At 64.2% G+C, this 11,679-nt stretch carries 13 protein-coding genes; 12 read left to right on the top strand and 1 reads right to left on the bottom strand.

The genetic code is table 11. The features are described from left to right. Nucleotide 1: 1 nt before the first annotated feature. The 8 genes from JWP26_RS02450 to JWP26_RS02415 all read left to right on the top strand — a co-directional run bounded on the left by JWP26_RS02450 (nt 2) and on the right by JWP26_RS02415 (nt 7,018). Nucleotides 2-820 carry a heme ABC transporter ATP-binding protein gene (locus tag JWP26_RS02450; protein WP_299722948.1) on the top strand — a complete coding sequence of 273 codons (819 nt, stop codon included), beginning with the start codon at nt 2-4 and terminating at the stop codon, nt 818-820. Continuing rightward, nucleotides 820-1,242 carry a hypothetical protein gene (locus tag JWP26_RS02445; protein ID WP_299722945.1) on the top strand — a complete coding sequence of 141 codons (423 nt, stop codon included), beginning with the start codon at nt 820-822 and terminating at the stop codon, nt 1,240-1,242. Before JWP26_RS02450 ends, JWP26_RS02445 begins: the two co-directional genes overlap by 1 nt. Nucleotides 1,243-1,253: 11 nt before the next feature. Then, nucleotides 1,254-1,949: a protein TolQ gene (gene tolQ, locus JWP26_RS02440; RefSeq protein WP_299722942.1), complete on the top strand. Its 696-nt coding sequence runs from the start codon at nt 1,254-1,256 to the stop codon at nt 1,947-1,949. Beyond that, a complete protein-coding gene (gene tolR, locus JWP26_RS02435; protein ID WP_299722939.1) occupies nt 1,949-2,398 on the top strand; it encodes a protein TolR in 450 nt (149 codons plus the stop codon). The genes tolQ and tolR overlap by 1 nt, the downstream gene beginning before the upstream one ends. Nucleotide 2,399: 1 nt before the next feature. Next, a complete protein-coding gene (locus JWP26_RS02430) occupies nt 2,400-3,503 on the top strand; it encodes an energy transducer TonB (RefSeq protein WP_299722936.1) in 1,104 nt (367 codons plus the stop codon). Between the two features lie 123 nt (nt 3,504-3,626). Next, nucleotides 3,627-5,258: an electron transfer flavoprotein-ubiquinone oxidoreductase gene (locus JWP26_RS02425; protein WP_299722933.1), complete on the top strand. Its 1,632-nt coding sequence runs from the start codon at nt 3,627-3,629 to the stop codon at nt 5,256-5,258. A 79-nt stretch (nt 5,259-5,337) separates the two neighbouring features. Further along, on the top strand, nt 5,338-6,087 hold the full coding sequence (locus JWP26_RS02420) for an electron transfer flavoprotein subunit beta/FixA family protein (RefSeq protein WP_299722930.1): 750 nt from the start codon (nt 5,338-5,340) through the stop codon (nt 6,085-6,087). Nucleotide 6,088: 1 nt separating this feature from the next. Continuing rightward, nucleotides 6,089-7,018 (top strand): FAD-binding protein, encoded by a 930-nt coding sequence (locus JWP26_RS02415; protein ID WP_299722927.1) that lies wholly within the window; start codon nt 6,089-6,091, stop codon nt 7,016-7,018. Between the two features lie 158 nt (nt 7,019-7,176). Here JWP26_RS02415 and JWP26_RS02410 read toward each other — a convergent pair whose 3' ends face one another. After that, a complete protein-coding gene (locus tag JWP26_RS02410) occupies nt 7,177-7,500 on the bottom strand; it encodes an HU family DNA-binding protein (protein ID WP_299722924.1) in 324 nt (107 codons plus the stop codon). 240 nt (nt 7,501-7,740) lie between these two features. Between JWP26_RS02410 and rirA the strand changes: the two genes are divergently transcribed. From rirA to JWP26_RS02390, 4 genes are all read left to right on the top strand, one after another. Further along, the gene (rirA, locus tag JWP26_RS02405) at nt 7,741-8,205 is read left to right on the top strand and encodes an iron-responsive transcriptional regulator RirA (RefSeq protein ID WP_299722921.1); all 465 of its coding nucleotides are present in this window, start codon (nt 7,741-7,743) and stop codon (nt 8,203-8,205) included. 394 nt (nt 8,206-8,599) lie between these two features. After that, nucleotides 8,600-9,757: a glycosyl transferase family 1 gene (locus JWP26_RS02400; protein WP_299722918.1), complete on the top strand. Its 1,158-nt coding sequence runs from the start codon at nt 8,600-8,602 to the stop codon at nt 9,755-9,757. Continuing rightward, nucleotides 9,754-10,755, top strand: coding sequence for a glycosyltransferase family 2 protein (locus JWP26_RS02395; protein ID WP_299722915.1), 1,002 nt, complete (start codon nt 9,754-9,756; stop codon nt 10,753-10,755). The genes JWP26_RS02400 and JWP26_RS02395 overlap by 4 nt, the downstream gene beginning before the upstream one ends. 9 nt (nt 10,756-10,764) lie before the next feature. Beyond that, the gene (locus tag JWP26_RS02390; RefSeq protein WP_299722912.1) at nt 10,765-11,676 is read left to right on the top strand and encodes a glycosyltransferase family 2 protein; all 912 of its coding nucleotides are present in this window, start codon (nt 10,765-10,767) and stop codon (nt 11,674-11,676) included. Nucleotides 11,677-11,679 lie beyond the last annotated feature (3 nt).

The following is an 11,679-nucleotide window of genomic DNA, read 5'->3' as shown; positions in this document are numbered from 1 at the left end:
CATGATCGAAGCTTACGATGTCAGCGTGGCAATATCCGGCCGCCGCATCCTCGAAGGCGTTAGCCTCACCGCCAAACCGGGCCAACTGACCGCCGTCATCGGCCCCAACGGCTCGGGCAAGACCACGCTGATGAAGGCGCTCTGCCGCGATTACGCCTATGATGGCCTGATCTCGATCAATGGTCGCGACCTGCAATTGCTGCGCCCCATCGAAGCCGCCACCCTGCGCGCCGTGCTGCCGCAGCAAAGCGCTCTGCCCTTTCCCTTCACCGTGCGCGAAGTGGTTGCGCTCGGCCTGACTGCCGGCCTCTCAGGCGTGCCTCTTTCCGCCCGCAAGCGCCTGCCCGAACTGGCTCTGGCCCGCGTCGATCTCGATGGTTTCGCCGGTCGCTTCTATGGCGAACTCTCCGGCGGCGAACAGCAGCGCGTCCAGCTCGCCCGCGTGCTCTGCCAGGTCTGGATTCCGGTGCTCGATGGCGTCCCGCGCTACCTGTTCCTCGACGAGCCGGTCTCCAGCCTCGATATCAAGCATCAGTTGATGATCATGGATGTGGCCCGTTCCTTCGCCAATGCGGGCGGTGGCGTCATCGCCATCCTGCACGATCTCAACCTGGCCGCCATGTATGCCGACCAGATCCTGGCCCTGCGCCAGGGCCGCGTCGCCGGCTTCGGCACGCCCTCCGAAGTGCTGACCGATAGCCTCCTGGCTGACGTCTTCGATTGCCCCATGCAGGTCAATCATACCCCGGCCCCCGGCATGCCCTTCGTCCTCCCCCAATCCGCCGCCCGTCGCGACGCAATTCAAACCAAGGTCGCCTGATGTCCCCATTGTTCAAAGCCATCGCGCTGGTCCTCGCCTTCTCCGCTCCCGCCTTCGCACAGGCGAGCGCGCCCCTCTCGCTCGATCTGGAACTGAACGCGCTCCAGCCCACCGAGAAGGGGTGCAAGGTCACCTTCCTCGCGACCAATAAGCTGGGCGCTCCCCTTGATCGAGCCGCCATCGAGACCGCTCTCTTCGATGCCGATGGCGCCATCGACCGCATCGTCAACTTGGATTTCAAGGGCCTGACCGAAGGCAAGACCAAGGTCCTGCAATTCGAACTCGCCGACCTGCCCTGTGACGGTATCGGCCGCGTGCTGATCAACACTGTCTCGGCCTGCGAGGGCACCGGGCTCGCACCCGCCGCCTGCCTCGACAATCTCAAGACCACGACAAGACCAAGCATCACCTTCGGCCTCTAAGGATAGCTTTGATGGAAACCGCCGCCGCCCCCGCCCATGATTTCTCCATGCTGGCCCTGTTCCTGCAGGCCGATTGGGTGGTCAAGGGCGTCATGATCGGCCTCCTGGTCGCCTCCATCTGGTGCTGGGCCATCATTGCCAACCGCATCGCCGCCTATGCCAAGGCGCGCCGCGATATGGCCGCCTTCGACAAGGCCTTTGCCGCCGGCCGCCCCCTGGCCGATCTGCGCCAGGATTATGCCGGCAAGACCCAAAGCGGCCTCTCCGCCGTATTCGTCGCCGCTATGGATGAATGGGATAAAAGCCATGCCGCCCAGGCCGCTGCCGGTGGCCTGCAAAGCCGCCTCGAAATCGCGTTGGATCTGGCCGTCACCGAACAAAGCGCCAAGCTCGAACAGCGCCTCGGCTTCCTCGCCACCATCGGCAGCGCCGGTCCGTTCGTCGGCCTGTTCGGCACCGTCTGGGGCATCATGAATGCCTTCACCGCCATCGCCAATGCCGAGAACACGAGCCTCGCCGTCGTCGCGCCCGGTATTGCCGAGGCCCTGTTGGCCACCGCCCTTGGCCTGCTCGCCGCCATCCCCGCCGTCATTGCCTATAACAAGCTCAGCGCCGATGCCGGCAAGCTGATCTCGCGGCTGGAAGGCTTCGCCGATCGCCTCGTCGCGCTGCTGTCGCGCCAGATCGATGCGGGCAGGGCTCTCTGATGGGCATGTCGGCAGGCAGCGCCAAATCCGGCGGCCGGCGCGGCCGCCGCGGTCGTGGCAATAGCCCGATCAGCGAGATCAACGTTACCCCATTGGTCGACGTCATGCTGGTGTTGCTGATCGTCTTCATGGTGGCCGCCCCGCTGATGACCATGGGCGTGCCGGTCGATCTGCCCCAGACCCGCGCCAAGGCCATGCCGGTCGATGCAAAGCCGATCACCGTCACCGTCACCCCCGATGGCGCCATTTCCATCGACAACGAGCCGGTCGCCATCGACGCGCTTGTCTCAACGGTGCAGTCCCTGGCCACCCAGGGCACCGACGAACGCCTCTACGTGCGCGGCGATTCCACCGCCCAATACGGCATGATCATGCAGGTCATGGGCGCGCTGTCCGGCGCCGGTTTCGACAAGATCGGCCTCATCACCGAACAGCAGCAGGCGCCCTGAAATGCACTTTGCTCTGCCCGGATCAGCGCTGGTGCATGCGGCCGTGCTGGGCATGGGCCTCCTGATGTTCGCCTGGCCCGAGCCCGACGACGCGCCCGCCGCCCAGTCGGTGTCGGTCGAGGTCATCTCCATCGCCTCGGTCTCCGCCAACCAGACCATCACCATCGAAAGCGACGCCACCGAAACCCTGGTATCCGCCGGTGCGGAAGCGCTGCCGCCGACCGTGCCCGAGACCATCGAGGCCATCGAGCGGGAAACGCTTGAGCCGCCGGTGGAGCACGAATCCGCCGAACCGCCACCACCCGAGCCGATCAAGCCCACTGAGGCCAAGCCCCTTGAGCCCACCGAGATCGAGCCGGTCGAAGCCACCAGCGCCACCCCGGTGACCCCGGAGGAGCCGGTCGAGGTGACCGAAGCCGAACCCGACCGCATGGAGGTGGCCCTATTGAGTGCCATCTCGCCCGAGCCGCTGGAAGCCGAAGCGGTCGCGCCGGTCATCCCGACCGCAGCGCCAGCCGAAACCGCAACCCCGATCCAGCCGGTACAGCAGGAAAGCTTGCAGCCCATCGAGGTCACCGACCTCAAGGTCGCGCCGGTTCCGCACACCCTCAGCCGTCCCCGTCCATCCGAGCCGGCGCAGCGGCCCCGCCAGCAGGTGGCCGCTGCCCCGCCACCCCGCGCTACACCCAAGCCGCCAGTGCAGCAACAGGCGCAGCCGCGTCCCTCCGCTCCCGCCGGCAATGGCGGCCAGAACCAAGCCGACACCGTCGCCGCCAAGCCCTCGGCTGGCCAGCAGGGCAATTCCGGTTCGGGTGGCGATGCCGAGGTGGCGCGCTATCCCACCCAGGTCGTCTCAAAACTGCGCCGCGCCTTGCGCTATCCCCGCGGGGGTGGCGGCACTGCGGGCGAGGTGCATGTGCAGTTCACAGTCTCGGCCGGCGGCCAGCCCTCGGGCATCCGCGTCGTCCAGTCGTCGGGCAACGCCGCCATCGACCAGGCCGGCATCGATACCGTGACCCGCGCCGCCCCGTTTCCGCCGATCCCCGCAGGCGCCAATCGCAACAGCTGGGCCTTCACCGTACCGCTGGCCTTCGTGCGCGGATAATCAAGCACAGGCGTCCTTTGGCCCGCCCCATAGGGCGAAAAGTGTTTCGCCGCACCAAATGGGCGCTTGCGGTGGCCGAAACGCCGGTGCTAAGGCCACCTCGCGTTCCCAGCGAGACAGATCATGACCGAACCGCGCGAAGAGATGGAATTCGACGTCGTCATCGTCGGCGCCGGCCCGGCCGGCCTGTCCGCCGCCATTCGCCTCAAACAGATTTCACCTGACCTCAGCGTCCTCATCGTCGAAAAAGGCGCCGAAGTCGGCTCGCACGTCATTTCCGGGGCCGTCATCGATCCGAGCGGCCTCGATGCGCTTGTCCCTGACTGGCGTGAGCGCGAAACCCCTATCAAAACTGCCGTCACCGATGACCGCTTCCTCTGGCTAACGGAAAAATCCGCCTTCCCGTTGCCCGGCTTCATCATGCCGCCGCTGATGAGCAATCACGGCAATTACATCGTCTCGCTCGCCAACGTCTGCAAATGGCTCGCCACCGAGGCTGAGGCTTTGGGCGTCGACATTTATCCCGGCTTTGCCGGCGCCGAACTGTTGATCGAGGACGGCAAGGTCGTCGGCGTCGCCACCGGCGACATGGGCATCGAAAAATCCGGCGAGCCTGGCCCCAATTTCGCCCGCGGCATGGCCCTCAAGGGCAAATATGTGCTCCTCGCCGAAGGCGTGCGGGGTTCGCTCACCAAGCGCGCCATTGCCGAATTCGGCTTGGCCAAAGAGTCCGATTTCCAGAAATACGGCATCGGCTTCAAGGAAATCTGGCAGGTCACCGACGCCAACCACAAGCCCGGCCTCGTGCAGCATACGCTCGGCTGGCCCTTGCAGGATTCAGTGGGCGGCGGCTCCTACATCTACCACCTCGAAGACAACCAGGTCGCCATCGGCTTCGTCGTCCACCTCAACTACAAAAATCCCTACCTCTCCCCCTTCGACGAATTTCAGCGCCTCAAGACCCATCCCGCCATCAAGGGAACCTTCGAAGGCGCCAAGCGCCTGTCCTACGGTGCCCGCGCCATTTCCGAGGGCGGCTACCAGTCCATCCCCCAGTTGGCCTTCCCCGGTGGCGCGCTGGTTGGTGATGCAGCCGGCTTCGTCAATCTGCCGCGCATCAAGGGTAGCCACAACGCCGTGCTCTCGGGCATCGTCACCGCCGAGCACGTCGCTGCGGCCCTCGCCGCCGGTCGCTCCGGCGATACCCTGGCCGATCTCGACGCCGCCCTGCGCGCCGGCCCCATCGGCAAGGACCTGCACAAGGTCCGCAACGTCAAGCCGCTGCTGTCGCGCTTCGGCACGCTGCTCGGCATGGGCCTCGCCGGCTTCGATATGTGGTGCAACACTCTGCTCGGCGCCTCGCTCTTCGGTACGCTCCGCCATGGCAAACCCGATTACGCCACGCTCGAACCCGCCGCCCAGCATCAACCCATCGACTACCCCAAGCGCGATGGCGTCCTCACCTTCGATCGCCTCTCCTCGGTGTTCATCTCCGGCACCAATCACGAGGAAAACCAGCCGCCCCACCTGCATGTCGCCGATCTGGCCTTGCAGAAATCCAGCGAGCTGGACATTTTCGCCGGTCCATCGACCCGCTATTGCCCCGCCGGCGTCTACGAATGGGTGGACGGCAGCTACGTCATCAACGCGCAAAATTGCGTCCACTGCAAGACCTGCGACATCAAGGACCCTAACCAGAACATCGATTGGGTCCCCCCCGAAGGCGGTGGCGGGCCGAACTACATCAATATGTAGCGGCGCAAAAGGCGCAAAAACTTGCGCGCCCCGCCTCGTCCTGCTTTAAGCGCGCAACGCTTGCGGAGGACTTTTCGACATGAAGATTCTCGTGCCCGTCAAACGGGTCGTCGACGCCAACGTCAAGATTCGCGTCAAACCCGACGGGTCGGGCGTCGACACCGCCAATGTCAAAATGTCGATGAATCCCTTCGATGAAAACGCCCTAGAAGAGGCTTTGCGCCTCAGGGAAGCCGGCACGGCCACCGAGGTTGTCATCGTCACCGTGGGCTCTGAAAAGTCCGCCGAAACCCTGCGCGCTGGCCTTGCCATGGGCGCCGACCGCGCCATCCATGTAAAGACCGAGGCCCCGCGCATCGAGCCGCTGGCCGTCGCCAAAGTGCTCAAGGCCGTGATCGCCAGCGAAGCGCCGGACCTGGTGATCCTGGGCAAGCAGGCCATCGACGACGACAACAACCAGACCGGTCAGATGCTCTCCGCTCTTCTGGGTTGGCCCCAGGCAACGTTTGCCTCCAAAATCGTTATCGGTGCCGGCACTATCGACGTGACCCGCGAAGTGGACGGTGGTCACGAAACCCTGCGCCTGGCGCTCCCGGCCCTCGTCACCGCCGACCTGCGCCTCAACGAGCCGCGCTATGCCTCCCTGCCCAATATCATGAAGGCCAAGAAGAAACCGCTTGACGAAACCAGCCCCGAAACCCTGGGTGTCGACATCGCGCCGCGCCTGACCGTACTCAAAACCACCGAGCCCGCCGGTCGCACCGCCGGCATCATCGTCGCCTCCGCCGAAGAATTGGCGGCCAAGCTCAAGCAGGCGGGAGTGCTCTGACATGACAACCCTGATCCTGGCCGAACACGATGGCAAAACCCTCAACGAAGCCACCGCCAAGGCCCTGACCGCTGCCAAAGCGCTAGGCGCGCCGGTGCATATCCTCGTCGCCGGCCACAGTATCAGTGCCGTGGCTGCCGCCGCCACCAGGCTGGACGGCGTCGCCAAGGTGCTGAGCGCCGACGCCGAAAGCCTGGCCCATCAACTGGCCGAGCCGCTGGCTGCCCTGGTGGTCTCGCTGGCCGGTGGCTATGACGCCATTGTCGCGGCCGCCACCTCGACCGGCAAGAACACGCTGCCGCGTGTTGCGGCGCTGCTTGACGTGATGCAGGTTTCCGAAGTCAGCAAGGTCCTCGCGCCCGACACCTTCGAGCGCCCGATCTACGCCGGAAACGCCATCGAAACCGTACAGGCAACCGGCAAGCTGGTGCTCACCATCCGCATTTCGGCCTTCACCGCCACCGGCGAAGGCGCCAATGCCCAGGTCGAAACTGTGAGCGTTCCTGCCGACCCGGGCACGTCGCAATGGCTCGGTGCTGAGCTCTCGGCCTCGGTCCGTCCTGAACTGGCCGGCGCGCGCGTCGTCGTGTCGGGTGGCCGCGCTCTCGGCTCGGCCGAACAATTCGAGGCTGTATTGGCCCCGCTGGCCGACAAGCTTAATGCTGCCATCGGCGCTTCGCGCGCCGCGGTCGATGCCGGCTACGCTGCCAACGACATGCAGGTCGGCCAGACCGGCAAGGTGGTCGCGCCCGAGCTTTACATCGCCATCGGCATTTCCGGCGCCATCCAGCATCTGGCCGGCATGAAGGATTCCCGGATCGTCGTCGCCATCAACAAGGACGCCGACGCGCCGATTTTCCAGGTCGCCGATTTCGGCCTCGTTGGGGACCTGTTCACGCTGGTTCCCGAACTGGTCAAGGCGCTGGACTAACCTCTGGCGCGACGCTTAGCTGAACAGCTCGCAAGTTCGGCATCCATTGATGGCGTCGCGCCCGCGCCTCGAGGAAAATCAGCCCGGCATAAAAAGGGCACCGCCGCCGTGGCCTCGGCAAAGGCTGGATCGGGCGATCCTCTTGCTCGCCACGCCGCCTAGACTTCCGCTGAAACCAGCGTTTTGGTCTCGGTCAGCTCGCACAGGGCCTCGCGCAGTTGCCCGCTGGGGATGAACGTCACGGTATGACGCGGGGCGATCCGGTGTTGTTCGCCGGTGCGGGGATTGCGGCCCACGCGCTCGGCACGGGGCCGTACCGCAAGCGTCCCGAAGGCACTTAATTTCACATAGTCGCCCGCCGTCAGAGCCGTGCTCATGGCGGCGAACATGGCGTCGCTGATGGCCGCTACATCGGCCTTGGGCAAGCCCGTCCGCCGAGCGACGGCTGCGCACAACATCGCCTTGGTGATCGTTTCAGTCACGATCTTACCTCCTCATTCAGTTAAGTTCATACGAGGAATTTAAAAACGTGTCTATCGGCGCGCCGATCACTTTTAAAAACATGACGAATCTGTTCAAGTTAAGTTGACATATTTTAGAATGGTTATAAGCTGGCGAGCATTCTATAAGGCGTTCCAAGGGCCAAAGCCCTGGAATTGCTGGAGCTGTCGGCTCCGCTCAAGCAGACGAATCGGCGGGCAAGCCCCGAGAAAAGGTCCCCAGTGAGACTCACGCGCCAGTCCAATTACGCAATTCGGGCCCTGGTTTATTGCGCTGTCAACCAGCCCGGCCTGAGCCGCGTGGCCGATATCGCCAAGGCTTACGCCATTTCCGAACTGTTCCTGTTCAAGCTGATCAAGCCTTTGGTCGAAAACGGCCTGCTGGAAACCGTGCGCGGCCGCCATGGCGGCGTGCGCCTCGGCAAGCCGGCCAATGAGATCACCCTGCTCGAAACCATCATGCTGACCGAAGAAAATTTTGCCCTGGCGGAGTGCTTCGAGGATGGCGGTGCTGATTGCCCGCTGATCGGCGAATGCGATCTGAACTCGGCCCTGCGCGAGGCGCTCGGCGCCTTCTTCTCGGTGCTCGAAGGCTACACCATTGCCGACCTTGCGCAGAAAAAGCGCTCGTTGCGCGAACGCCTGGGCTTGCTCCTGCCCGAGCCGGAACTCGCCGTCGCTCATTGATGCCGCAATCCTTCGCCTGACGCCAGTATGCTCGCGCGGCCCCGCTGCGCGACGACTTTATCTAGCATTGCCAATACCATCCCGCTGGCAGCGCCGCGTTCCATGACGCGCCTCAAGCCCTCATTACGGCGGCTGTTTGCCTTGCCGTAACCCCCGGTCTGCAGACGAATGAGCCCTTTTTCAGGCATGCGCTGACCGCATTTCAGTTGCCCGCCTGCCCTCATTGACCCTGCGGCGGCATCGGTTCCTACTCCATCAAATGATCTAGCGGGGCTCCTGAATGGGAGTGCCGCGATATTCAACAGCCCGCTGGCTGCCTCTGTTCGCGAGAAATTGCGAGCAACCGCCCACACCGCCACAAGCCCGGCCACCGCTTGCGACAGGAGACGCGTCGTTGCTGAAGATTCTCTATCTCGTCCCCAATCTTGCAGATCCGGCCGTCGCGCGGCGCGTGGATATGCTGCGCCTTGGCGGCGCGCAAATCCACGTCGCTGGCTTTCGCCGCGCCGGCACCGCAGTGCCTAGTCTCGATGTCGACACCTATCTGGAACTCGACCAAACCTTCGATGCGCGCTTTGCCCAGCGGCTGCTGGCGACCGCCAAGGCCATGTCGGGCGCGAGGAAATGGGCGGGCGGCCTGCCGCAGCCTGATCTGATCATCGCGCGCAATCTGGAAATGTTGGGGCTGGCCAATAGGTTACAAGGGTTTTGGCCCAGTCGGCCGTCGGTGGTTTATGAGTGCCTCGACATTCATCGGCTGATGCTGCGCGAGGATGCGATTGGCCGCGCCATGCGGGGGGCCGAGCGGCATTGGAGCAAGCAGGCGGCGTTGCTGCTGACCAGTTCGCCGGCGTTTTCGCGCAATTATTTCGATGTGCACGGTTCGTTGCCGACGGAAGTCGTTGAAAACAAAGTCATTTGGGACGGCGGCGAGCGCGGGCGCAATCCGGCACTTGCGGCCGAGACCAATGGTCCGCTGCGCATCGGCTGGTTCGGCGCGCTGCGGTGTGCGCGCTCGCTTGAGGCTCTGAGCGGCCTTGCCGATGCCATGGATGGCGATGTCGAAGTGGTGCTTCGCGGCCGGCCGGCGCTGACGGAGTTCAATGATTTCAATGCGATAGTGGCCGGTCAGGAGCATCTGCGCTTTGCCGGGCCCTATCGCAATCCGGATGATCTCGCGGCGATCTACTCGGATGTGCACCTGGCATGGGCCATCGACTTCTTCGAAGAGGGCCAGAATTCCAAGTGGCTGCTGCCCAACCGGCTTTACGAGGGATGCCTGCACGGCGCCGTGCCGGTGGCGCTGAAAGGCACGGAAACCGGGGCTTTTCTTGAGCGCAACGGCATTGGCATCGTCCTGCCGGACATCGAGCCGCAGACTTTGCGCACTATGATTGGTGGGCTGACACGGGAGCGGTTGGTGCAATTGGCGGCGGCGGTGGCGGCGCAGGACACGGCCCGCTTTGCCGTCAACGCGACCGATTGCGTGGCCTTGGTGAACAAGCTTGCTGGACTTCTTGCTGCTCCAACCAGACTGACGGAGGCCGCATGAGCCAATCCTGCCTGATCGTCGTGCCCACCCTCAACGAAGCGCGTCATATCGGACCGCTGTTGCATGACCTTTTGGTCGAAGCCGAAGCGATGGATGCGCGGATCGTCGTCGCCGACGGTGGCAGCACCGATGGGACGCCTGCCATCGTGACCGACATAGCCGCGACCCAGAAGCGGGTAACGCTGATCCACAATCCCAAGCGCATCCAGAGCGCGGCGATGAACCTGGCGGTGGCGGAATTTGGTGACGATACCGATTTCGTCATCCGCATCGATGCGCATGGCAAATATCCGGCTGACTATTGCCGCAAGCTGCTGGCGGAGGCTGAACGGCTTGGTGTCGATAGCATCGTGGTGCCGATGACTACGGTGGGGCGCAGCACGTTCCAGCGCGCGGTGGCGACGGCGCAGAATTCGCTGGTCGGCACCGGCGGTTCGGCGCATCGCACCGGCAAGAGCGCGCAACAGGTCGATCATGGCCATCATGCCCTGATGAGCATTCCTGCCTATCGTGCGGTTGGCGGCTATGACGAGAGTTTTCGTTTCAACGAGGATGCCGAACTCGACTATCGGCTGGGCCAGGCCGGTTATCGCGTCTGGCTGACCGATGCGACATCGATGACTTATTTCCCACGCTCCACGGCCTCGGGCCTGTTCAAGCAGTATTTCGGCTATGGTGGGGGCAGGGCGCGCAATATCGTCAAACACCGCATGAAGCCGCGCATCCGCCAGATGGTGCCGTTGGTGATCCTGCCGACGGTGCTGCTGGCGGTGCTGTCCATCGTCCATTGGGGCTTTCTGATCCCGCTGCTGGCCTGGGGACTGGCCTGTTTCGCGCTGGGCGCCGTGGCGGCGCGGCAGCATGTGAAGGAATATGGGCTGCGCCTGGTCCAGGTGCCGCTGGTCGGCGTGGCGGCCATGATCATGCATTTTGCCTGGTCGTCGGGCTTTTGGCTGCATCTGGTCCGCACCGCCACTGCGCGTCCCGGCACAGCATAGGAGGGCGCCATGGTTTCCGTTGATATCTGCATCTGTACGTTCCGCCGCCCATTCCTGGCCGAAACGCTGGCCTCGGTTGCGGCACTGGCGATCGAGAACGTCGATGTACGCGTCATCATCGCCGACAATGACACCGTTCCGTCCGCTCAAAGGCTCGTTGACGCCCTGCGGGACGGCTTTCCCCACGCCATCACCTATGTGCATGCGCCTTCGGCCAATATCTGCATCGCGCGCAATGCTTGCCTCGATGCGGCTTCGGCCGACTACGTTGCCTTCATCGACGACGACGAAACCGTCGCACCACAATGGCTCGGCGCGCTGCTGGCTACCGCACAGGAAACCCAAGCCGATGCGGTGCTCGGACCCGTCCGCGCCGTCTACGATCCCCAAACACCCGACTGGATGGTGCAGGGCGATTTCCATTCGACACTGCCCGTCACCGTCAACGGCGCCATTCGCACGGGCTACACCTGTAACGTCCTGATTCGGCGCGCCGAACCCTTCGCGGCCTTGCGTTTCGATCTGTCGCTGGGCAAGTCGGGCGGCGAGGACACCGACTATTTTTACCGCCTGACCTCTTTGGGCGGCACCATCGCCGAGGCCCCCGAGGCACTGGTCTATGAGCCGGTTCCTGCCGATCGCGCCGCTATGGCTTGGCTGGTCCGCCGGCGGCTGCGCATGGGCCAGACCCATGGCAAGCTGCTCGGCGGCTCGCGAGTTACGGCCGCCGCCGTGGCCAGCGCAAAAGCCAGCTTTTGCGTCGCGATGACCGGCTTGACCGCATTTTCGCCCATTGCGCGGCGCAAGAACTTTTTGCGCGCCGTGCTCCACATGGGGGTGATCGGCGGCATTTTGGGCATTCGCCCTGCCGTCCATTATGGCGACGGCGCTGCGCCCAGCGCACACAACCCCACTCACTAGACC

It is taken from the genome of Devosia sp., from assembly GCF_028290435.1.
In the GTDB taxonomy this organism is placed as follows: domain Bacteria; phylum Pseudomonadota; class Alphaproteobacteria; order Rhizobiales; family Devosiaceae; genus Devosia.
Note: the sequence above shows the minus strand (reverse complement) of the source record. Positions and strands in the feature narration are given on the sequence as shown.